The sequence below is a fragment of the Rickettsia sp. 109562A South Dakota genome (genome assembly GCF_055791265.1).
The window spans coordinates 940,658-963,789 of record NZ_CM147703.1 but is presented as its reverse complement, the minus strand read 5'-3'; the positions used below and the strand labels follow the sequence as shown (position 1 = coordinate 963,789).

The window sequence follows — 23,132 nt, the reverse complement described above, 5'->3', positions numbered from 1 at the left end:
AATTTTGTTTTATTTCTGTTTTATTAGTTTTTTATTGATTAAAATTAAATTTTTTATATAAGTTAATTTTTATTAATTTATAAAGATGAAGGTTATGCCTAAATTTTCCTATTTTTGTTAGTTTTTATAAATCTTATCTCCTGTTCATCTAACCATAATGCTGTCAAATTGCCCCAAATAGAATATTGTGAGAATATTTCTTTAAATAAAAACTGTCCTATAAATAGTGAAATAGTTCTAGTAGGCGGTTGTTTTGATTTATTACATTACGGTCATATAGAATTTTTACACAAAGCTAAAAAACAAGGTAAATACTTAATCGTTGCTTTAGAACCGGATGAAACAATTATTAAATATAAAAAACGTCAACCTATCCATAATCAATTACAACGAGCAAAAATTTTAAGTTCTTTCACATTCGTCGATAAAGTACTTATATTACCTAAACTGAAAGATTTTAATGATTATGCTCGGTTTTGGTGCAAAATACTTGTCCTTCTGTAATCGCTGTAACAAAGCACGATCCTCAGTTAATAAATAAACAAATTCAAGCAAAATTAATAAATGCGAAAGTAATAGAAGTTATCGACTTACTACAACATCCTAATATAGGTACACTTTCTAGCTCAAATATTATTAAAAATATATAGTTTTTTCTAAAAATTTATCGATTTTTACTTTAACAAAAATGCATATACATTTATATTAAATATAAATAACCTATATATGTGCTATGAAAAATATTATTACTTTAATTAGTTTATTGATTTTTAGCAATGTTTGCTTTGCTTCCGAGCCGTTACCTTGGCAAGTAACATTCCAGCCACCGGCAAGTCCGATTATGGAGGAATTACATCATTTTCATAATTTTCTGCTTTATATCTCAACGGCTATTGTTTTATTTGTTGCTGGATTACTTGGCTTTGTATGCATCAGATTTAATGCAAAAAATAATCCCGTACCGGCAAAATTTTCACATAATGTTTTAATAGAAATAATTTGGACTGTAATACCTATAATAATTTTAGTTATTATTGCAGTGCCGTCTTTTAGAATATTGCGTCATGCCGAAAAAATACCCGAAACGGATTTAACTATTAAAGTAGTAGGTTATCAATGGTATTGGCACTATATATATCCTGATCATGATAATTTGGAGTTTGATAGCGTAATGATCTCTGATGAGAATCTAAAACCTGACCAGAAAAGATTATTGGATGTTGATAATCGAATTGTTATCCCTGAAAACGCTACCGTAAGATTTCTTATTACCGCAGGTGATGTGATACATAGTTTTGCCGTTCCGTCGCTTGGTTTTAAAATAGATGCAGTGCCTGGAAGAATTAATGAAACGTGGACAAGAGTTGCCAAGAAAGGCGTATATTACGGGCAATGCTCCGAACTATGCGGCATCAATCACGGCTTCATGCCGATTGCTATAGAAGTAGTAAGTAAAGAGGATTTTGATAACTGGATTGCAAGTAAAAATAAGGTTGCGATGAATGATGAGAATCCAAAATTAGCGGCTAATTAATTATATGGAATTTTATAGAAATTCATATTCCTTAAATAATTAATACAAAAGTATCCAAGTTAGATACATTATTAAACTAAATTTTTTATATATGACTAGTCACAATAACCATTATCCCCATCTTTACTCCAAGCAAACGAAAGAAACAATATTTTTAAAGCATTTTATTCACAATCCTAACATAATAGTGGGTGATTATACCTATTATAATGATCCTAACCACCCTGAAAGGTTTGAGTATGAAAATGTTAGAGGAGCTTATTTTGTTAAATTGATTATAGGAAAATTTTGTGCTATTGCTATGGGTACTAGTTTTATAACCGATGATATGAATCATCCTATGGACGGGTTTTCTACTTATCCTTTCTTTATTTTTGAAAATTGGAATAATTATACTCCTTCCTATGATAAAAGAAGAGATACTATAGTCGGAAACGACGTATAGTTTGGTACAAACTCTACTATTTTGCCTGGAGTTAATATTGGAGACGGGGCAATTATCGGTGCTTGCTCAGTAGTGGCTAAAGATGTACCGCCATATAGTATTGTTGCCGGCAATCCCGCAAAGATAATACGCTATAGATTTTTTGATTATATAATCGAGCAATTACTTGAAATTCAATGGTGGGATTGGGATTATGATAAAATCACTAGAAATATTCCAACAATTGTTGGAGCAGATATCGAAAAATTAACACAGGCAGAATAATAATTATGGATATAACTACTAACGACATTAATCACAATGACCACCACACCCCTCACGGTTGGAGGCGGTGGCTTTTTTCTACTAATCACAAAGATATCGGCATTATGTATATCATATTTGCCGTTTTTGCCGGAATTGTCGGCGGGTTATTTTCTCTTCTCTTTAGGTTAGAACTTGCAATGCCCGGCGGAACATTCCTTAACCATGATTTCCAGCTATATAACGTGCTTATCACAGCACATGCGGTTATTATGGTATTCTTTATGATTATGCCGGCTTTATTCGGCGGATTCGGTAATTACTTTGTACCTCTATTAATAGGGGCACCTGATATGGCATTTCCACGCCTTAACAATATAAGTTTTTGGCTGTTAGTTCCTGCTTTTATCTTACTTATGGGATCAGCTTTTGTTGACGGCGGACCAGGAACGGGCTGGACGCTCTACCCTCCTTTAAGTAATTTGAGCGGTCACCCGGGAGCAGCAGTCGATATGGCTATTTTCAGCTTACATTTAACGGGTCTTTCATCAATCCTCGGATCAATTAACTTAATCGTTACTATCTTTAATATGAGAGCACCAGGGATGGGGTTGTTTAAAATGCCGTTATTTGTTTGGTCTATTTTAGTAACTGCATTCCTCATAATTCTAGCAATGCCGGTACTTGGCGGAGCTATCACTATGCTACTTACCGATCGTAACTTTGGCACTACTTTCTTTAAACCCGACGGCGGCGGTGATCCCGTATTATTTCAGCATTTATTTTGGTTTTTCGGTCATCCTGAAGTATATATCGTAATACTTCCGGGCTTTGGTATAGTAAGTCAGATTATCTCAACTTTTTCACGCAAACCTATATTCGGCTATCAAGGTATGGTTGGAGCTATGGTAATAATAGGCTTTGTCGGGTTTATTGTATGGGCTCACCATATGTTTACGGTTGGGCTTTCTTATAATGCACTTATATATTTCACTGCCGGAACAATGATTATAGCAGTTCCGACAGGTATCAAAATATTTAGCTGGATAGCGACTATGTGGGGCGGTTCTATTACGTTCCCAACACCTATGCTATTTTCAATAGGATTTATCATATTATTCACGATTGGCGGCGTAACCGGCATAATTCTATCAAATTCGGCACTTGATAGAGTACTGCATGATACATATTACGTTGTTGCACATTTCCATTATACGATGTCGCTCGGTGCTTTATTTACGGCATTTGCAGGATTTTATTATTGGTTTGGTAAAATGTCAGGCAAACAATATCCAGAAGTTTTAGGTAAAATTCATTTTTGGATTACCTTTATAGGCGTTAATTTAACTTTCTTTCCGCAGCATTTTTTAGGTCTTGCGGGCATGCCAAGAAGAATACCGGATTACCCTGAGGCTTTCGCCGGCTGGAATATGGTTTCATCGATAGGAGCAGGTATCTCTATGTTTGCTGCTCTTTATTTTGTATTTATCGTTTTCTATACTTTAAAATACGGCAAAAATTGCCCAGCGAATCCTTGGGGTGACGGTGCTGATACGCTTGAGTGGACACTTACCTCTCCACCGCCGTTTCATACATTTGAAACACCACCTTGTATTGAAGAGTAAATATAATTATATATCATTCCTGCGGAATATAACGAAAGTAGGAATCCAGTAACCTCTAATGTCATCCCGCGAGCTTGTAGCGGGATCCAGTATTTTTTAATTTTTTTCTGGATACCGTGGTCAAGCCACGGTATGACACAGAAAAGAGCTGGATTCCCGCCTACGCGGGAATGACATAACTGATACACAAGTAGTAAAACGATAACAAAATGCATAAAAAACCGATAATAGGTGTTACACCTGATTTAGCTCAAAATTGTGAAAAATATACTTACGCTGCTTTTCCATGGTATGCCTTGCGGAAAAACTATACCGATGCGATTATTGCAGCCGGCGGTGTACCGCTATTATTACCTTATCAAAGCGAAACTATAGATCAGCTTATAAACCTTGTTGACGGCGTTGTAATTCCAGGCGGTGATGAGGATATACATCCTAAATTTTATGAACCGGAATACGCCGAAGATATAGTAATTTCTAATGAAGAACGTGATAATTTTGAGATATTAGTTTTAAAGAAAGCATTGGAGAGAGATATTCCTGTTTTAGGTATATGCCGAGGTATGCAGTTATTAAACGTTATTTTCAAGGGTACGCTTATTAAACATATTCCTGATTATATTGAAACTATAATGAATCATACCCAGCCTCCACCTAAAAATATAGTTTCGCATGCAATTAATATAGAGGCAAATACTCAGCTTGCTAGGATAGCAAATAATAATCTAAGAACAATGGTTAATTCGACCCATCACCAGGCTGTTAAACAACTTGGTAACGATCTTATCGTATCTGCAAAAGCAGAAGACGGAATAATTGAAGCCATTGAATCGACAAAACATAAATTTGTTATAGGCGTTCAGTGGCATCCTGAATATCTTAATGATAATGGAGTAGATTTAGAATTATTTAAAGAGCTAGTAAATATCACCAATAGCAAATTACTTATGTAATTCGCTATTCGTGTTAAATAAATATTAGTTTTCAATATTATCAGATGAACATATTACAAACGCTTTATTATATTCATATCCAAGCGGCCAACAACATACGGAATTTTTAGAGCGTTCACATACAAATGTAGAACCTCTACCATTATCTCCTAGTTGATACTGACCATAAATTACAGGTCCACATTGTTCTTGCCAAGCAATTGAATATTTTACCCGATTATCTTGCACATCCCATTGTTGTAAACAGCCGCTAATAATACAATTTGTTTCAGCTGCAAATAGTTTAACCAATTTTTGTATTACCAAATCTTCTTGTTGTGCTACCTGTATATTATCACAATAAGCTATATGGGAGTTTAAATTATTAGCATAAGCTCCGAGACTATAATAGTAAATAATATAATAAAAATTTTCATATGATACCTTATTTATAAAATTCAAATTAATATATTTAAAGATACTTAATAAGAAATAAATAATCAAATATTATTTATTGTACTACACGATCGTTTTAAATAAGATTTGTTTCGGACCTTTGATCTGCTATATTTATCGTCAAAAACATTATTTATGGCTGCTGATTATTCTTTTTTGGAAAGTTTTGCTGAATATATCATTGATAAATTAGGTAAAGGTGAAGAGGTTCAAATAATATTACCTAATAATTTTTCATGTTTAGAATTAAAGAAGATTTTAACCGATAAATATAAAATCAAATTACCTGTCATTATTCCTTTTACTTCTATTATTTCAAAAAAAAATCTCGATTCGGATTATGTATCTAAAATAGAAGAATTATTTATTTTATCGGAAATCATCACCGAATATAAAGAATTACCTTTTAATATTGAAGAATCACTAAAAGCCGCAGAAATTCTAAGAAAATTGTTTAATGATCTTATACTCAATAATATCGATATAAAATTAATTGAAGTCTATAACAATTCTAACTATTGGCAAAAGATTTATAAATTTCTAGAATATTGCTTTTTGAGATGGCAAGAAGAAATATCGCTTATAGTGAATTCAGCCTCATTTGGTGACAGGCGTGAGGAGCGAAGCCTATATACTAATAGGCGAGACGACGAGCAACGAAGCACCAAGTGGGGATCAATTCACTATACTCAAAAACAAACTAAAGCAGTTTATAAATTAAAGCTATTACAAGAAGAAATAATAAAGATAAAAAATGGTCATAAGCAGATAATACTCGCCGGAATATTTAAACCTGATCCTTTCCTAAAAAAATTTGAGGAAGAATTAAAAGATTATATAATTCATTATAATCCAAGCTTAAGTGCAACAGACTTCTTGCATAACGTAGCTAATAAGGAGGAATTTGTAGGAGACACGGAACGCAGAACCGCAGCGTACACAAACGTACGTGAGGATTCGAGTACCGGATCGACGCACAAATTACCCTTAGAAGCAAGTTATGCAAGAAGTCTAAGTAATATATCTTATTTAGAACCTAATGATATCTATGAAGAAGCTAAACAAATAGCTTATATATGTAGCCGTAATAAAGATAAACGGATTGCAATCGTTACAGATAATAATAAGCTTAAAAGAGTATATTGTAATTTTTTAGATAAATATGAAGATCTACTAGGTAATGATTTAAGGCTTACTAATATCGGTGAATTACTAACTTCCATTATTAAAATATTATGTAATAATTTTGATCTAAAAACCTTATTTTTATTACTTAAAAATCCTTTAATTAATTGTCCTATGGTACAAAAATTAGAGTTAATGCTATCTAATAAAAACCGTTTTATATCTTCACCGAAATATTTATTGCAATTACAATTTGATAATGAGGATATAAGGGAATATTGCCGTAACTTAATAGATATTTTATTTACCGATACTCCACATAATATACAAGATATTTTAGTAGCTGCTAAAGAAATAGCTGAAAAACTTTTGCCTACTATTTGGGCAAAAGAAGGAGGAGCAAAATTACTTGAATTTTTAACAAATTTAACTGCATATAGTAAATATATAAATCTAACGGATAAAAAAGATTTTCCTAAAATTTTCTCTTTTTTACTTTCTAATATCAAATATTACAAAAATACCGAATCTGCTAATATAATTATCGGCTCACCTGCAGATTTAGTATTATGCGAATTCGACTTAATTATATTACCGCATTTTAATAATGAAAACTGGTCTCCTAATAAAAAAGCTCACCCATGGCTTAGCAAGAAAGCTTTGCAGATACTAAATATAGATTACGATGAAATCGGTTCTACTCTATATTCAGATTACTTCAATTTATTTCTACAAAATAAACAAGTAATTATACTAAACGCTAAAAAATATGATGGAAAATTAACAACCACTTCTAATTTATTTTTGAAGCTGCAGAAGGACTGTGTGTCATCCCGCGACTCGATCGCGGGATCCAGTAATTATATGGATACCGTGGTCAAGCCACGGTATAACAATGAGTCTACAGCCCTCAACACCTTTTTCCCAACCACCTTATCAGTAACCGATATAGAAACATTAATAAGAAACCCATACGGTTTTTATGCTAAGAAAATTCTTGGATTACGTAAAAAAGATGATATATGGGAAGAGCCTAAAATATCGGATTTCGGTAGTTTTATTCATAAAGTTTTGGAGGAATATTCTAAAAATTATGACACACAATATATTAATTTAAATTTGCTTGATAAACAAAATGCTTTAATAAATATCGGTAATCATATTTTATATAGTACTATTTTACCGGTATATACAAAAAAAGCTTGGCAAATAAAACTTGTAGCTTTCAGTAAAGCCTTCATTTTATTTGATATAGAACGCCGAAAAAATTGTAAAGAAATCTATTTTGAGATTAAAGGGGAATTACGACTAAATATTGCAGGTCAAGATATAAAAATAATCGGTATAGCTGACCGAATTGAAATAAGTAAATCAAACAATATAACTATACTTGATTATAAAACCGGCACTATTCCAACTAAAAAAGAAATAGAGCTTGGACTCTCACCTCAACTTATTATAGAAAGCTTCATGTTACTCGAAAACGGATTTACAGAATGTCATTCCCGCGAAAGCGGGAATCCAGTTATAAATCAAGAAATCACTATTGCTTACGTAAAAATAACTAGTACCGATCCTTACATACAAACAACGGAAATAGCTTTAAACATCGAAACTTTAAATAGACATAAAGCAGGATTAGTAAAATTACTTGAACATTATATTACAAATAAATTCTTTTCTTATGATTTGAATTTATCAAAGTATAATGATTATTTGCATTTGAGTCGATGTCATACCGCGACTTGATCGCGGTATCCATAAAAAAATTGGCAGTATACGTAATTTTGATATTTTTGCTGGATACCGCGATCAAGTCGCGGTATGACAAGCAAGATCCACTACTACAACCCCATCACTAACTTAAATCCTTTATTTTTAATAATCTTACTATCTGTATTATAAATAATCGGATCGTTAATTTTTTCATGACCGAATCTATTTGTTTTAAATACCGGAATATTTAAACTATCTGCAAAATTACGAAGCACTAACATTGTGCCTTCAGAATCTTTATCAAATGAACCAAATATTATGGCCTTAACATCCTCAAGCAACCCTGCTTGCTTTAAGTGCAAAAGCTCACGATCTAATCTAAAAGCAACTACATTCACATCTTCTAAGAAAAGAATTGTGCCCCTAGTTTTTATCTGCCAATTTGTACCTATACTAGTTTGCAGCATAGTTAAGTTACCGCCTGTTAGTTTGCCGTTAACAAGATCGCTTGATTTTGCTATATCGTTAAGAGGCACTAAATTATCTATAGTAACCTGCTTTACTTTACCTTTCAATATTTCAGCAAGCTTGGTAAAATTGCTTTGATCTTTATCAGGTTTTAATAAATCGGCTATATTACTGCCGTGAATAGTTTTCCATCCCCATTCTTGCGATAAAAAAAGATGTAAAGCCGTTATATCACTATACCCTATAAAGAACTTTTCTTTAAGCGGCTTTGAGAGTTTTTGTAAGTATAGAATTAATCTAGCCGAGCCATAACCTCCGCGTAAACCCCATACTGCATTATCGGACTCATCAAATAATGCATCTTGTAAACAATTAAATCTTACCTCATCACTACTTGCAAGAAACGGTAACTTACTTTTGGCAAAACATTTAGAGGAAATCTGTAAATTTAGTCCATTAATATTTTTTAAATCCGACAAGGTTTTATTATCAGCCCCTGAAGCAGGAGCAACAACGGTAATAGGGATATTTTTTAGGCTATTAGCAGCAGAAAAAGCTGAAATTGAAAATAATAATATTATTAGTAAAGATAAATTTTTAAGAATCATGAATATAATTGATAGGTATTTGTGGGTATTATTCTTTTTCTTATGTCATTCCCGCAGAAGGGCTTTGTTGCATATGGATCTACAGTATACTCAGTGTCATACCGTGTCCCCTCCACGGTATCCAAAAAAGCAACTTATTATACTAATAATTTTAGTATTTTTAACTGAATCCCGTGATCAAGTCACGGGAATAACAATTAAAAAATTGATTAGCCGTTATAATCACAATCAAATAAATGCGAAACATTAGAAATTTCCATTTCTTCTTCATGTATTTGTTTATCACTATAAGTTTTTAAAGAGTTATATTCTTGTTCAAAACCAGGCATTATTGCATTTGCTTTTTGAGCAATTGCTTTTGCAACTTTGAAACTGACTTGTTTTTTACAGAACATATGTGCTAATACTAACTCTAATTCTTTTTGTATTAGATATTTAAATTCTGTAGGTAATAAGTCTTTATAAAATTCCAATTCTTCAAATTCTTGTTCTTTAAATAGTTTTATAAAGTCTCCAACATTATACTTTTCACCATTAGTAAGCGTCACTTCAGATTCTAGTGGTTTTGATATAACTTCTATATCCGACTCAGCATCAGACTCTAAATCTGAATGATTTTCTTCATTCAGGTTACCTTCAATTTTATCTGCATCTTGTACACTTAGTTCTATTTTATTCTCGAAAGAGACATATGGGTTTGTTATACCATATTTTTCTAAAAACTCTTTCGTTGGAATATTTTCCCATTTCGCAGGATAGTTCCCCATATCTTTAAGGGCAGCACCCACACATCCATCAACATTAATACTTAATTTATTAGCAAAATGCATGAATGCTGCTACACCATCAAGCTTTAATTGAGAAAAATATTGTTTGAATCCAGGCGTTATATCACTTATTGCACTAGAATGTTGTGTTTCATGTAAAGCTTTTTCTACTAATTCAACTTGATTTGAACTAAATTTCTCTTGATTATAAAAACTATTAATTTCCTTAAGCAAATCAGTATTAGGAGCAATTTTTGACCAAAACTCCGCATATGTTATATTATATTTTTTAAATAATTCTTCAGTCGGCATACCATTCCACTGAGCAGGATAATTTCCCATATCTTTAAGAGTAGTAGCAACACATCCATAAGGATTAATACCTAGCGTACTAGCAGTATTCATAAATGATACTACGCCATCCAAATTTAATTTTGAGAAATAATTTTTAAATTCAGCAGTTACATCATTTACTTCAATACTACGTTTTGCTTCTGCTAAAGCCTTTTCTACTAATTCTTCTTGACTGGCTTGTTGTGTCGTTACAGTAATATTATTACTCTTAATAGTAGCCTCAAGTGCATTTTTAGTACTAGCATTCAAGTGAGATACTAAGTTTTCATATTGGGTTATGTTACTTTTAGCTTCTTTTAAAACTCTTACTATATCCTTAAATGTAGAAACCTGGGGTGAATGTTTCCCATCTGTCGTACTTGTCATCCAATTCCATTTAAAATATTCAAACCCTCCATCATACTTTGGGATTTCAACATGTGCAGATTTATCGTCATATCTAATGCCAATTGCATCAAGATCTTGTTTATATTTCTTTACTTGAGTATCCAAGGGATTACGAATATGTTTTTTATAATGACTTTCTAATTTTTTCATAACTTTTCCTCCTTAATTTATATTTTTAATTATTTCCATATCTTATATATTACTATGTGTCAAAATAAAATATTAATAAAAATTAACTTTTTGATATACCGCAAGCATGTAAGTCACGTTTAAAATATAAATTATTATTTTTATTCAAAATTGTTCGGTAAATTTGGACATTTTCAAGTACTCTTTGAACGTAATCTCTTGTTTCTCGATAAGGTATAAGTTCTATCCAGTCAATAACTTTTCGTGTATCTTTTATATCCCTTGGATCACCGAACCTATCTATCCATTTTACTACATTATGACTTCCGGCATTGTAAGAAGCAATAGACAGAATATAGGAACCTTTATGATCATCTAATAATTTTTTGAAATGATGCGAGCCAAGTTTAATATTATATACCGGATTTCTAGTTAAATCTGCTACATTACATTTAACATTTATGGATCTTGCGGTATCACAAGCAGTACCTTTAATAAGTTGCATGAGACCCATAGCATTTGCATAACTTACTGCTTTATGATCAAAAACCGATTCCTGTCTAATTATTCCATAAGTTAAATGAGGTGGGATAGGTAAACCTGCTAGATTATACGGAGTCGGAAAAGCACAATCCGGAATAAAAGCATTATTTTGGGCAGCAATTTTTGCCACCTCAACCATATGATTAGTATTATTATTTGCTTTAATAATATTTGCAATTATTTGAATTTCTACAGGATTTTTAGTATTTTTAATCGCTGCTTTGGAATATATCATGGCTAAGTAGTTTTTATTATATTTAACCAGTAACCTTATTGCTTTAATAATCTCTTTATTTTCTATAGTTTTCCTTTCTTCAGAAGTTATTACAGGAATAGGAGGCAAAACTAGCTTTGTCCTATTTAATTCAATATTTGCTACCTGCCCGTAAAAGGTAAAAGAATATTTGGCTGCCTGCTCGTAAAATTTTCTAGCCATTTGCTGATCGCCTTTTGCTTCATAAGTGCGACCGAGCCAATAAAACCCACGTGCCAAACTAATCGGAGTCTTAACAACTTTAATAAACTTATTAAAATGTACTAATGCTTGATCAGGCTTTTTAAAAAAACTTAAAGAAAGCCAGCCGGCAAGCCACTCCTGCTCTCTTATGGTTTCAGGACAAGTAGCAAAAGGAAGCGTTGCCATTTTATAGCTACCTGCAAAATCTTTATAATCGATCAATTCACGAGCATAATAAGATTGAATGCGGCACCATTTAGCAAAATGTTTACGGTTATTTTTGGCTTTCTTAAACAAAGTAATAACTTCCTTTGTAGGCTTTTGCGTTTTTTGAGAATCTAAATAACGATATAACAAACCGGAAGTATAGTATTTTTCAGGAACGCTTCTAAAAAATTTTTCAGCATTTGGTGATTTATTAATAATCGCAATTTGTGCTTTAAAAGAATTACGATAGCCTTGATCTACATATTTTAGGGATTGCTCAGCAGACCTAATATCATTTTTCCATAAATGTTCTTCTATTCGCTCTAAATGATCACTCACAGTTAAATATTTATGCCACTTATTGTAATATGCATTTTCTTCTTCAGGAGTGAAATTGGCATATACCCAAGCTTCCTTAATAACAGGTAATAATATTTTCTGATCTTTGATTAAACTACTTGCAGCAATTGCATAAAATTTATAACCTTTACCAGTAAGAGGCGGATGTTTACTAAACCAATCAAAAATTACTTTTTTATTCGTACTATTATTTAAATATTCTTCCGCCCTTTCTTCAAGCAGCTTACTTTGAGGCCAATCCGGATTATCACGTAAAAACTTTATTACCTGTTCAAAACTATTATCTGAATATTTATTATCCAAAAATTTTTGCGAAAGCACAATTTTTGTTAAAGCTTTACTATTTACTTCTAAAGCTAAATCCTCGGCTTGTAACCAATTTTTTTGATCGATATAGGTAAAGATTTGTTTGATATTATCTACAGGATCGGAATTAGCATTTACCTTTAAAGCTGCTAATAAGAATATAGCAATTAATAATTTTATTTTCATAAATATATAAGATTATTTCATAGTTTTTATGTCATTCCTGCGAAAGCAGGAATGACATAAGGGCTAACTAAACACCCGTAGAGCCGAAGCCGCCGCTACCACGTACTGTGTCCTCAAGCGTACTACTTTCTTCCCATAATATACGTTCGTACTTGGAGATTATCATTTGAGCAATTCGCATGCCTTTTTCTATAATGAAATCTTCTTTACCGAGATTAATAAGAATAACTTTTATTTCGCCTCGATAATCGGCATCAATAGTACCCGGTGAATTGGCAACCGTAATACCGTGTTTAACGGCAAGACCCGAACGAGGTCTTATCTGTGCTTCAAACGAATCCGGTAATGCTATAGCAATACCAGTCGGGATTAGCTGTGTTTCGCCGATTTTTATAATTATAGGTTGCTCATTTGCGGCTATTAAATCCATCCCTGCACTATGCTCTGTAGCATATTCCGGTAAACTACCGAAAAAATTTTCTAGTTTCTTAATTTTAAATTGTGTTATAGTCATATTATTTTATATAAAATTTATCGTTAATAATTTTATTTTCAACAGCATTAATTAAAGAATTAGCAAGATTATCAGTTAATATCTTGCTTCCCATGCCAAGTTTCTTTTTAAGCCAAGGCTGTTTAGCACACAGATATTGAAACTTAATATTATCGCCGAACTTTTCTTTCATTACGCTATACATATCACCTATGCCGTCAATTAAACCGTAATCAAGAGCTGTTTGTCCTGCCCAAAATTCGCCGTTAAATAAAATTTCGTCTTGCTGAGTTAACTTCCCTGCTCTTCTTGTTTTAATATAATCTACGAAATGCTCGTAAACCTGCTTCTGCAAATTTTTGATAATTTTAAGGTCATCTTTATTAATAGGCTGAAAAGGATCCAATACTGATTTATTTTTTCCTTCAGTATAAACTCTTCGCTCTATCCCAAGTTTATTAATTGCTTCATGAAAACCGAATCCGCTTGATACTACTCCAATACTACCAATAACCGAACTTGACAAAGCATATATCCGGTCACCGCTGCAAGCAAGCCAATATCCGCCTGAAGCCGCCATATCTTCAATAAAACTATAAATTTTTATTTTATTTTCTTTAGCAAGGTCACGAATACGTTTTGCAATAAGTTCAGATTGTACCGGAGAACCACCGGGAGAATTAATAATTAAACATAACGCTTTTAATTTCTTTATTTTAAAAGCTTTTTCTATTAGCTCATTTAATGATTCTAACGTAAGCCCCGATTGCACGGTACTTACTTTACCGATAACGCCGCTAAGGCGTAAAACTGCAATCACATCTTTAGAATCACCAAAAACCGAAGCAACTAATTGGTCTAATTTACTTATCTGCCTTTTGGTTATTATCTGATCAAATTCTGCACCCGCAATAGTCGATTTATTCACTTCATTCATTAATTTTGCTCATTTTTAATTTGTATATTACTTTCCTTCATTGTATCCTTTTTTATTGGCTGCAAAGGCTTAGCCGGTTTATTAAGAGATTGCTCATTGTCACTATTCTTAGGCTCAGGATAATTTCCTGGGATAGACGATAAAATGGTTTCTCTAGTCTTCTCATCATACCAATTCGTATTACCGACAAAGCTAGTTACTATTTTGCCGTTTGGGTCTATTAATATGCTAGTAGGTCGACTTACTATACTTAAAGCTTCAAATAGTTGATTTCTATAATCATAGTAAAGCGGTAAATATTTTATTTGATAACTTTTAAAAAATTCCTTAATAACTTTTACATCTTGATAATCGTCTGAAATCGGAATTACTGAAAAAGGTAAATTCCTGAAATCTTTTTGCAACATATCAAGAGCCGGCATCTCATTAACGCACGAAGCACTCCAAGTAGCCCAAAATACTAACAATATAGTCTTTCCTTCAAACTGATCAAGAGAATATTGATTTTTTTCTTCATCAAAAAAAATTACGTTATCAGGAACGCTTGAACCTCTTAAAAATTCTAATTTATCCTGATGCTTAGCGTAAATTTTAGGAAAAAAAATTGTTATAGATAATAAAAATACTATAATATATAAAAAATATTTATTATAATTTCTTAAGGTCATATAATAATTTATGTAATGAAAACATTTTATTTATTCTTATTAATGTTTATATGCGTTATATTATGCGGTTGCGGTATAAAAAAACCTTTAGAAGCACCGCAGAAGGAAGCACTATTGTCATCCCGCGACTCGATCGCGGGATCCAGTCTTTTTTAATTTTTTTTTGGATACCGTGGAGGGGCCACGGTATGACCTAGAGTGCGGTTTTCGATCTATGCAACAACGCCCCGCCGATCAAGGAACTAGCATGACATTATTAATACCTCTTAAGCGTCGTACCGTGTAATACTAAATCAAAACAATACGACACTATATTTTCTTGCGGTTCAATCAATATCGGATTCACTTCACCGCACTCATTATCACACATATTGTTATTAGATAAATCTAAGCGTGTTTCTAAGGTAGTAAGGCTAGAATGCTCTACTCTTATATTTGCACTTCTTAAATAACGAGAAGATTTATAAGGTAACATACTAATGAAGTAATATTCTCCTTTATTATTAGTAGTAGCAGTACCGGAACCGGTAAAGCTTGAATCGCTTTCACTTGTAAATCTTCTTTTATCAACTCTAGTTTTTAAAGGTTCATAAGGATATTTACCGCCGCGTCCTGCCTGCCATAAATAAACTTTAGCATCTGCAACCGGTACACAATTTTGATCTAATACTTTTCCTTTAATTAATATTCTTTCACCGTAAAATTTTGATAATCTTCCTGTTTTACGTAATAAATTATTAGTAGTTTCAAAAACTTTCGGTTCATAATCATTAAATATATTTCTAGTAATTTTACAACGATTAAGCTTATTAGGGTAAGTTTTAGAAGCAGCAAACATGTTTAATGTCCATAAACATAAAAAACAAAATATAAATTTTTTCACTTTTCACCACTTTTATATTTATTAAATTCTGCATCTAAATTTAGATCAATTATTTATATTAATCAAATTATTTTTATTCTCATTTGATTATTAAGTAATTGATTGTTATAGTAAACTTTGTTATACCAAAATATTATATATATGCAAAAATTTTTATCTTTAATAATTGTAATTCTAATACTTTACAATATAGTAAAGTTAAAAATATCTCCCGACAACAATAATCCTACAACTGTAGAGCAAACGGCTTCAAATAATTCATCTACCGATGAAAACCAAACTAGTATAAATAATGAACCCCCTATTTCATTAAACGGTAATTTATTTGAACGTACAGTTTCAAAAATAGTAATAAATGCTCTTAAAACCGAAGAAGGGAAAGCATTCTTTGAAAATATTTTACAGCCGTTAAATGGACCTATCAATCCTAATGATTACACTATTGAAGTACGTAAGGATTTAGTAAAAACGCTGTTTAAAATTAATACGCTTGGTAGCGGTAATATCGGTCCCGCTTCTTGTGGACATGTAGTTACCGTATTTTATCAAATATCGGATATCAATAATAATTTAATATCGGAAGATACTAAAACTTTTACTTTAGGCTCTGCTCCTATAATGCTTGGCTTAGATAATGTAATAATCGGTATGATGGTAGGAGAAGCACGAGAAGCTATTATTCCGGCAAAATACGCCATTAATAATAGTAATAATATTATCTTCGATCATGCTTATAATTATAAAGTTAATGTAATGTTAAAATCTATATTACCGCAAAATTTTATTAAAAGTAATGAGGTTAAAATTTATGACGATGAGATAGCTTATCGTGTTCCTTTATTATGTGGTGAAAAAGTAAGTTTTAATGCTAAAATTACTCGCTTATCAAACGGTAAAATATTATATGACTCAAAAGCAAAAGGACAAAAAATAGATATGAAAATCGGCGATATTACATATCCTTTAATTTTTTCTTACGCCTTGCAAGGTAAAGTACCGGTTGGAACACGCAGTGTTATTGCTGAAGGCAAAACTTTTAAAGCCTTAGGTTCTAATATAAATAAAATTATTTCTCATGAATCATTACCGATAAATGAATATCTTTTACTTGAACTTAATGATTTTAAACAAAATTAAATAAATATGAAACAACATACAATATCGGATAACAAAAAACAAAAAAATTATATTTTATTATCTATCCTTGTCATAATGATAATAATTGTATATCTTATAGCTTTAATAAAAATTGCAGGATAAATTTTGTGTTTATTAAAAATTTGAAACATAAATGAAGAATATTTAATTTGGAAAAGAGTAATTGGTCTAAATTCCTCGGAGCGTAGCATATATTATTATAAGACTTTGCACCAATTTTCAAATTAAACGAGTATATAAGAATCTTACTTTAAACTTTAATTAAGCTAGGAATTTAGTATGGAAATTATTAAAAAAAACAAAAATATTATTATAATAGTAGGTTTAATATTTCTAGCAGCAATCATTTATATCTCTACAAATAAGAGTGCTAACAATAAAACAAATGATAATATATTAGAAGTAAAGATAGCTATAAAAGATCATAAATTTGTTCCGAATATAGTTGAAGTACCGAAATCTACTAAGATAAGGTTAATTGTTCATAATGAAGATGATACGGTAGAAGAATTTGAAAGTCATGATTTACATCGTGAAAAAATAGTTATGCCAAATGAGTCAATAAATATTATACTTGCACCGCTTAATCCTGGAAAATATGAATTTTTTGGAGATTTTCATCACGATACGGCTCAGGGTTTTATAATTGTTAATGATTAGATAAAAATATGTTTAAAATTGCTTTAGTAGTGTTTCGTGAATGTTTAGAAATATCTTTATTACTTGGTGTAATACTCGCCGTAACAAAACAAATAGAAAAATCTCGTCTTTATATTATTGCCGGAGTAATGCTTGGAGTAGTATTTGCTTCAATTTTTGCATTTTTTACACGTAAATTATCTTTATCTTTTGGCGGAATAGGAGACGAGTTATTCGATTCCGGAATTATGATACTAATAACAATTCTGATTAGCTGGACAATAATATGGATGCAAGGTTACGGTATAAAAGTAAAGCAACATATAAACGACTTATCAGTAAAAATTCATGAAGGTAATGCCAGTTATTTCATGTTGGTTTTTTTAGTTGCCACTACTATATTACGAGAAGGTGCAGAAATTATTATTTTAGTATATAGCATATCCTCAGTTGAAACAATGTCAAGCAGTATTTACTTGCAAGGAGTAATAATAGGTGCTACAAGTGGCTTCTTACTTGGTTTAGTAATATATTTCGGTTTAATTAAGATTGCTAATCAAAAATATATTTTTAAAATCTCTACCATATTATTAATGCTAATAGCAGGCGGATTTGCAGCAAGTGCGGCAGGTATTCTAACTTCTTCCGGTCTAGTTATGTTTTTATCCGATCAACTTTGGGATAGTTCATGGTTAGTAGCAGATAGAAGTATGGTCGGCAAAATCTTACATATTGTTACCGGTTATATTGCAAGACCTAACGGACTGCAAGTACTTGCTTATTTTACTACTATATTACTGATAAATATTTTCATACAAATAAAATTAAGATATTCCAAAAATACCTTAATATCAGTACAAACAAATGAATCAAATTAATTTTATTAAAGAGAGCAATTAAATTAAATATGTTAAAACTTTTATCAGAAATTGGTCCGGTAATAGCATTTTTTGCAGGCTTTTTTTATGGAGGCGGTATACAAAACGCTACTCTTTATATGCTTATTACAGCCGTTATTTGCGTCACTATTTGTTATTTTGTAGATAAAAAAGTATCAAAACTTTCTATTATTTCCGTATCGGTTTTATTAGTTTCAGGGAGTATAACTTTAATTAGCGGCAATTCGATGTATATAAAAATCAAACCTACTATATTATATGTTATGTTTGGAATAATATTTCTCATGAGCGGTATAAGGAAAAATCCTTTCATTAAATATGCTTTAGAGAGCATAGTACGTCTTAAAGAGGAAAGTTGGATAACTTTAAGCTATAGGACAGCAACTTTTTTCTTTTTTATGGCTGTAGTTAATGAAGTAGTTTGGCGTAATTTCTCAGATGAAACATGGGTAAAATTCAAAGTATTCGGAGTAATACCTATTACCTTTATATTTATCTTACTGCAATTACCTCTTTTATTAAAGAATAAATTACCGGATAGTAAGATATGATTTATATAAAAAATATATTAGACTTCTTGCATAACCTATCTTATAAAGAGGAATTTGAAGGAAACACTTCACCTCGCACCGCAGCGTATATAGACAATCGCGCAGATGCGAGTACCGGATTGACGTACAAATTACCTTTAGAAGGAGGTTATCCAAGAAGTCTATTAAGAATTTTAATTTTTATAGCTCTCTCTTTTAATTTATCCGCTTGTTTACCTGCCATATTTACCGCAGCAACCACTACCGGCATTGTTGCCTCAAAAGATCAACCAATATCTGACACATTAAATGATTCAAGGATTTCTGCGGGTATTAAAGCTGATTTAGTAAAAAATAATTTTAGAGATTTAGGAGCTAAAATAAAGGTCGAAGTATCACAAGGAAGAGTATTATTAACAGGAAATATTCAAAAAGAACCGGATGCATTAAAAGCCGTAGAAATTGCTTGGAATCAAAAAGGTGTAAAAGAAGTTATTAATGAGTTAAAAGTAAATAAAAACAGTAATCATTTTGACTTAGCCCAATATACTAAAGATAGTATGATAACCACGCAAATTAAAGCTAAAAATTTAGTCAGAAAAGACATTAAATTTGCTAATTATACTATTCTAACTATAGATAATATTGTTTATTTATTTGGAGTTGCAAGATCAGAAGAAGAGCTAGAAAAACTCGCTTCTATTGCATCAAAAATAAAAGGTGTTGAAAAAGTTGTGTGTTACGCTAAAATAATGTATAACTTTAATAAGCATGATGATGATACGACACCATAAACTTAGTTTATTAATTTTATTAATTTTTTGTTTTGGTCTAAGCGGTTGTAATACCTCAAAAAAATTACCTTATTCCCACAAATATTCATACAAAGAATTATCAAAAGATGATCCTCATAATCTAACTTATAAAGGGCATTATAAAGTCGGTAAAAATTATAAAATAAAAGGGAAAACTTACAAACCTCACAATCCTAAATCTTTTACCGAAACAGGCTATGCATCATGGTATGGTGGGCGTAAAGACGGTTTCCACGGTAAGAAAACAGCTAACGGCGATAGATTTAATAGAAATCTATTAACTGCTGCACATAAAACTCTTCCACTTCCCTGTTTAGTCAAAGTTACCAACAAAGCTAATAATAAATCAGTAATTTTAATGGTTAATGATAGAGGTCCTTTTAAGAAAAATCGTATAATAGATGTTTCTCAAAAAGCGGCTGAAATTTTAGCATTTAAAAATCAAGGTATAACTAAAGTAAAAGTAGAATATTTACCTGATGAAACCGAGAAGTTTCTAAAAAATATTAATTTAAAAAAACCGCAAAGTAAAACTTTAGCTAAAAACTCTAAAAAATCTTCATCTACTAAAGTAACAAAAAACGGTAAATGTAGTATTAACTGTCATGTAAAACTTGTGAATTTAAAATATAAGCTGGCAGTAAATCCTTAGAAGGTGCATGGATATTAAATCATCATTACGAGGAAATTTAGACTTTGTTGCATGGCTCGAAAAGCGTCATTGCGAACGACTAAAAGGAGCGTGGCAATCTAGAAAAAGTAATAAAAATGCTATAAATTAGCATTTTTATTCTTCCTTGCTTTGTCAAAACTTACAGTTTTTCCTCGCAATGACGAAAAAATACGAGCCATGCAACAAAGCCGCTAAAAGCGGCAATCCAGAAAAAAATAATATATCAACTACGTATATTCTTTTTCTTTATTATTTTTGATTTAGCTTTTGTAGTAGATTTATTATTAGACGCAAGCTTGATTGAAGGCTTAGCGGCTATAGGCTTAATATTAAAATACTGATCCAACAATCCAATCATTTTTTGATCACGAGATACGGCACTTTTGCCGCCTGTAACAACGGCAATCAATGATTTACCGTTTCTAGAAGCAGTAGTTACTAAATTATAACCTGCAGGCGTATGAAAGCCTGTTTTCATACCTTCCGCACCTTGATAATTTTTAGTAACTCTATTGTGTCCGTTTATTATGTTTCCACGAAATACGAAGCTGGTTTTAGAAAATAACGGATAATATTTAGGATAATCTCTCTTCAGGGCCATAGCAAGTTTAGCCATATCTCTTGCGGTAGTTTGCTGCAATGGGTCATGCCAACCTGAAGCATTTTTAAAATAGGTATTTTTCATACCGAGCTGTTTAGCTTTAACATTCATTAAGTGAGCAAAAGCTTTCTCGGAACCTTTCATATTCTCAGCAACCGTTACGGCAGCATCATTAGCGGATTTTATGATTAACCCATTAATTGCCTCTCGAACGGTTATAGTTTCCCCTGCTTTTAAACCAAGCGTACAAGGCGGCATTTTTGAAGCTTTTGCTGATACAAGTAATTTTTTATCTAAAGGCAACTTACCGGCTTCAATTGATTCAAACATTAAGTATAGAGTCATTAGCTTAGTTAAAGAAGCAGGATAAATCCGAATTTGTGAATTATGGGCCTGCAGCACTTTACCGCTTTTTGCATCAATTACTAAACTAGTTTGAACAGGCGGTTTAGGGGTATTTTTTACAGCTTTCTTTGCTTCGCTTATTGGAGCAAAGAAAAATGTTGCGATAAAAATATAAGGTAATAAAAATTTACTAAACATTTTAAATAAATAAAATATTATTTGCATTAAATCAAGCAGGATTATGTTTTTTCTTTTTGTGTGTCATCCCGCGACTTGATCGCGGGATCCAGTTAAAAATACTAAAATTATTAGTACTTTAAATTGTTTCTCTAGATACCGTGGTCAAGCCACGGTATGACAATAATACTTACTATACTTTAACCTTTTTATTAAGATACATTAATATAAACAAAGCAGGCAAGGCTAAAATTATAGTAAAGATGAAAAAACCGTCCCAACCAAGCATATTTACTAGTTTACCAGCATAAATAGTGACAGTATTGTTACAGAAACTACTTGCACTACTAAGTAAAGCATACTGTGTTGCGGAATATTTCTTATTACATAAATTACTGATATATCCGACTAAAGCAGTAGCACCCATAGCGGCAGCAAAATTCTCTATAGTAATAGCAATTAACAAAGCTTCAAAAGAAGGAGGCTGGTGATTAAGCCAAATAAATGCAAAATGCGTTAAACTTTGGGCAATACCGGTAATAATCAAACCTTTAAAATTCCCCACCCTATACATTACAATACCACCGGCAAAACCACCGACTAAGGTCGCAATCAATCCATAAAGTTTAGCGATTATTGCTATTTCACCTTTTGTATAACCAAGCTCTATATAAAACGGTGAAGCAACCGCTCCAAGCATAGCATCGCCTAATTTAAAAAATATTACCGCGAGTAAAATAGTTACGGCGAATTCTCTTTTGAAAAAATCTTTGAAAGGATTAATGACTGTATAAATCCATGAAGTAATAGAAGTAATATTAATTTTTTCTCTTACTAATTCTTTTTCATTTACTGTTATTATAAAAACGACAGAAACGGCCAATATTATAGCTATAACAAAGAAAGTTAGTTGCCAATTATTTCTGGTTATTTCTGCAAGATATAAAGCGCCCGCCCCTGTAATAAGCATGCCGATTCGATAACCAAGTAAGGCAGTTGCACCGGCTATGCCCTGCGTTTCCTGATCAAACTTATCTATACGCAATGCATCAACGGCAATATCGAAAGTACTAGATAAAAAGCCTAATACTATAGTTAAAAAATATAAAGAAGTTAAAGAAGCTTCAGGGTTTTCTTTGCTCATAGCAATTAGCACTAAAGCCATTAAAGAGCTACATAATATAAGCCAACTTTTTCGATGCCCCCACCTACTTAAAAAAGGTATTTTAAAATTATCGACTAACGGTGACCAAAATACTTTTAACGAATATGATAACCTTGCAACCGCAAAAGTAGTAATAACAGCGATATCTATACCGGATTCTTTTAACCATACCGAAAGAGTAGAAAAAATTATAACCAGCGGCATACCGCTAACTATCCCTAAAATAAATATTTCAAATAATCGATAATCTTTAAAAATCTTGGTAATGAGCATTGTATTATTCCTTGTGTTGATGCCATTT

The 23,132-nt window shown here is 31.7% G+C and carries 18 protein-coding genes and 4 pseudogenes; 12 read left to right on the top strand and 10 right to left on the bottom strand.

The window, feature by feature from the left end; translation table 11 throughout:
* The first annotated feature begins 135 nt into the window (after window positions 1-135).
* The 5 genes and pseudogenes from ACIAS7_RS05325 (at window position 136) to ACIAS7_RS05305 (ending at window position 4,800) form a co-directional block, all read left to right on the top strand.
* Window positions 136-650, top strand: a pseudogene (locus ACIAS7_RS05325) (FAD synthase family protein).
* 83 nt (window positions 651-733) lie between these two features.
* The gene (gene coxB / locus ACIAS7_RS05320) at window positions 734-1,534 is read left to right on the top strand and encodes a cytochrome c oxidase subunit II (protein WP_473198517.1); all 801 of its coding nucleotides are present in this window, start codon (window positions 734-736) and stop codon (window positions 1,532-1,534) included.
* 91 nt (window positions 1,535-1,625) lie between these two features.
* Window positions 1,626-2,243: pseudogene (locus ACIAS7_RS05315) on the top strand (CatB-related O-acetyltransferase).
* 5 nt (window positions 2,244-2,248) lie between these two features.
* The gene (gene ctaD / locus ACIAS7_RS05310) at window positions 2,249-3,847 is read left to right on the top strand and encodes a cytochrome c oxidase subunit I (protein WP_473198516.1); all 1,599 of its coding nucleotides are present in this window, start codon (window positions 2,249-2,251) and stop codon (window positions 3,845-3,847) included.
* A gap of 209 nt (window positions 3,848-4,056) precedes the next feature.
* Complete coding sequence (locus ACIAS7_RS05305) at window positions 4,057-4,800, top strand: gamma-glutamyl-gamma-aminobutyrate hydrolase family protein (RefSeq protein WP_473198515.1); 744 nt, start codon at window positions 4,057-4,059, stop codon at window positions 4,798-4,800.
* 24 nt (window positions 4,801-4,824) lie between these two features.
* On the opposite strand, the gene ACIAS7_RS05300 is transcribed toward ACIAS7_RS05305, so the two are convergent.
* A complete protein-coding gene (locus ACIAS7_RS05300) occupies window positions 4,825-5,241 on the bottom strand; it encodes a hypothetical protein (RefSeq protein ID WP_473198514.1) in 417 nt (138 codons plus the stop codon).
* A 129-nt stretch (window positions 5,242-5,370) separates the two neighbouring features.
* Between ACIAS7_RS05300 and ACIAS7_RS05295 the strand changes: the two genes are divergently transcribed.
* Window positions 5,371-8,109: a palindromic element RPE1 domain-containing protein gene (locus tag ACIAS7_RS05295; RefSeq protein WP_473198513.1), complete on the top strand. Its 2,739-nt coding sequence runs from the start codon at window positions 5,371-5,373 to the stop codon at window positions 8,107-8,109.
* A gap of 95 nt (window positions 8,110-8,204) precedes the next feature.
* Here ACIAS7_RS05295 and ACIAS7_RS05290 read toward each other — a convergent pair whose 3' ends face one another.
* The 7 genes and pseudogenes from ACIAS7_RS05290 to ACIAS7_RS05260 form a co-directional block, all read right to left on the bottom strand.
* A complete protein-coding gene (locus ACIAS7_RS05290) occupies window positions 8,205-9,152 on the bottom strand; it encodes an LD-carboxypeptidase (protein ID WP_473198512.1) in 948 nt (315 codons plus the stop codon).
* 1,289 nt (window positions 9,153-10,441) lie between these two features.
* A pseudogene (locus ACIAS7_RS05285) lies at window positions 10,442-10,810 on the bottom strand (SrfF family effector protein); the annotation flags it as partial.
* A gap of 82 nt (window positions 10,811-10,892) precedes the next feature.
* The gene (locus ACIAS7_RS05280; RefSeq protein WP_473198511.1) at window positions 10,893-12,848 is read right to left on the bottom strand and encodes a lytic transglycosylase domain-containing protein; all 1,956 of its coding nucleotides are present in this window, start codon (window positions 12,846-12,848) and stop codon (window positions 10,893-10,895) included.
* A 67-nt stretch (window positions 12,849-12,915) separates the two neighbouring features.
* The gene (dut, locus tag ACIAS7_RS05275; RefSeq protein WP_473198510.1) at window positions 12,916-13,362 is read right to left on the bottom strand and encodes a dUTP diphosphatase; all 447 of its coding nucleotides are present in this window, start codon (window positions 13,360-13,362) and stop codon (window positions 12,916-12,918) included.
* Window position 13,363: 1 nt separating this feature from the next.
* Window positions 13,364-14,278 (bottom strand): S49 family peptidase, encoded by a 915-nt coding sequence (locus ACIAS7_RS05270; RefSeq protein ID WP_473198509.1) that lies wholly within the window; start codon window positions 14,276-14,278, stop codon window positions 13,364-13,366.
* Window positions 14,278-14,946 carry a TlpA disulfide reductase family protein gene (locus ACIAS7_RS05265; protein ID WP_473198508.1) on the bottom strand — a complete coding sequence of 223 codons (669 nt, stop codon included), beginning with the start codon at window positions 14,944-14,946 and terminating at the stop codon, window positions 14,278-14,280. The genes ACIAS7_RS05270 and ACIAS7_RS05265 overlap by 1 nt, the downstream gene beginning before the upstream one ends.
* A gap of 256 nt (window positions 14,947-15,202) precedes the next feature.
* Window positions 15,203-15,829, bottom strand: a complete 627-nt coding sequence (locus tag ACIAS7_RS05260) for a dioxygenase family protein (RefSeq protein ID WP_473198507.1) — start codon at window positions 15,827-15,829, stop codon at window positions 15,203-15,205.
* Between the two features lie 141 nt (window positions 15,830-15,970).
* Here ACIAS7_RS05260 and ACIAS7_RS05255 point away from each other — a divergent pair, with 141 nt between their 5' ends.
* The 6 genes and pseudogenes from ACIAS7_RS05255 to ACIAS7_RS05230 all read left to right on the top strand — a co-directional run.
* Window positions 15,971-16,966, top strand: a complete 996-nt coding sequence (locus ACIAS7_RS05255) for an FKBP-type peptidyl-prolyl cis-trans isomerase (RefSeq protein ID WP_473198506.1) — start codon at window positions 15,971-15,973, stop codon at window positions 16,964-16,966.
* A gap of 300 nt (window positions 16,967-17,266) precedes the next feature.
* A complete protein-coding gene (locus ACIAS7_RS05250; RefSeq protein ID WP_473198505.1) occupies window positions 17,267-17,647 on the top strand; it encodes a cupredoxin domain-containing protein in 381 nt (126 codons plus the stop codon).
* Window positions 17,648-17,655: 8 nt separating this feature from the next.
* Entirely contained in the window at window positions 17,656-18,504 is an 849-nt protein-coding gene (locus ACIAS7_RS05245) for an FTR1 family protein (RefSeq protein ID WP_473198504.1), read from the top strand.
* 29 nt (window positions 18,505-18,533) lie between these two features.
* Window positions 18,534-19,076 (top strand): septation protein A, encoded by a 543-nt coding sequence (locus tag ACIAS7_RS05240; RefSeq protein WP_473198503.1) that lies wholly within the window; start codon window positions 18,534-18,536, stop codon window positions 19,074-19,076.
* A 119-nt stretch (window positions 19,077-19,195) separates the two neighbouring features.
* A complete protein-coding gene (locus tag ACIAS7_RS05235) occupies window positions 19,196-19,849 on the top strand; it encodes a BON domain-containing protein (RefSeq protein ID WP_473199425.1) in 654 nt (217 codons plus the stop codon).
* Window positions 19,850-19,856: 7 nt separating this feature from the next.
* Window positions 19,857-20,522, top strand: a pseudogene (locus ACIAS7_RS05230) (septal ring lytic transglycosylase RlpA family protein); the annotation flags it as partial.
* A gap of 244 nt (window positions 20,523-20,766) precedes the next feature.
* Here ACIAS7_RS05230 and ACIAS7_RS05225 read toward each other — a convergent pair.
* Window positions 20,767-21,687, bottom strand: coding sequence for a D-alanyl-D-alanine carboxypeptidase family protein (locus ACIAS7_RS05225; protein WP_473198502.1), 921 nt, complete (start codon window positions 21,685-21,687; stop codon window positions 20,767-20,769).
* Window positions 21,688-21,859: 172 nt separating this feature from the next.
* Window positions 21,860-23,104, bottom strand: a complete 1,245-nt coding sequence (locus ACIAS7_RS05220) for an AmpG family muropeptide MFS transporter (RefSeq protein WP_473198501.1) — start codon at window positions 23,102-23,104, stop codon at window positions 21,860-21,862.
* Window positions 23,105-23,132: the final 28 nt, after the last annotated feature.

What these genes read in the sequence shown, in the direction of transcription:
- ACIAS7_RS05250 (WP_473198505.1), top strand. Translation starts at nt 17,267, where the DNA reads ATGGAAATTATTAAAAAAAACAAAAATATTATTATAATAGTAGGTTTA.
- ACIAS7_RS05280 (WP_473198511.1), bottom strand. Translation starts at nt 12,848, where the DNA reads ATGAAAATAAAATTATTAATTGCTATATTCTTATTAGCAGCTTTAAAG.
- ACIAS7_RS05265 (WP_473198508.1), bottom strand. Translation starts at nt 14,946, where the DNA reads ATGACCTTAAGAAATTATAATAAATATTTTTTATATATTATAGTATTT.
- ACIAS7_RS05290 (WP_473198512.1), bottom strand. Translation starts at nt 9,152, where the DNA reads ATGATTCTTAAAAATTTATCTTTACTAATAATATTATTATTTTCAATT.
- ACIAS7_RS05270 (WP_473198509.1), bottom strand. Translation starts at nt 14,278, where the DNA reads ATGAATGAAGTGAATAAATCGACTATTGCGGGTGCAGAATTTGATCAG.
- ACIAS7_RS05245 (WP_473198504.1), top strand. Translation starts at nt 17,656, where the DNA reads ATGTTTAAAATTGCTTTAGTAGTGTTTCGTGAATGTTTAGAAATATCT.
- ACIAS7_RS05295 (WP_473198513.1), top strand. Translation starts at nt 5,371, where the DNA reads ATGGCTGCTGATTATTCTTTTTTGGAAAGTTTTGCTGAATATATCATT.
- ACIAS7_RS05220 (WP_473198501.1), bottom strand. Translation starts at nt 23,104, where the DNA reads ATGCTCATTACCAAGATTTTTAAAGATTATCGATTATTTGAAATATTT.
- ACIAS7_RS05225 (WP_473198502.1), bottom strand. Translation starts at nt 21,687, where the DNA reads ATGTTTAGTAAATTTTTATTACCTTATATTTTTATCGCAACATTTTTC.
- dut (WP_473198510.1), bottom strand. Translation starts at nt 13,362, where the DNA reads ATGACTATAACACAATTTAAAATTAAGAAACTAGAAAATTTTTTCGGT.
- ACIAS7_RS05240 (WP_473198503.1), top strand. Translation starts at nt 18,534, where the DNA reads ATGTTAAAACTTTTATCAGAAATTGGTCCGGTAATAGCATTTTTTGCA.
- ctaD (WP_473198516.1), top strand. Translation starts at nt 2,249, where the DNA reads ATGGATATAACTACTAACGACATTAATCACAATGACCACCACACCCCT.
- ACIAS7_RS05305 (WP_473198515.1), top strand. Translation starts at nt 4,057, where the DNA reads ATGCATAAAAAACCGATAATAGGTGTTACACCTGATTTAGCTCAAAAT.
- ACIAS7_RS05255 (WP_473198506.1), top strand. Translation starts at nt 15,971, where the DNA reads ATGCAAAAATTTTTATCTTTAATAATTGTAATTCTAATACTTTACAAT.
- coxB (WP_473198517.1), top strand. Translation starts at nt 734, where the DNA reads ATGAAAAATATTATTACTTTAATTAGTTTATTGATTTTTAGCAATGTT.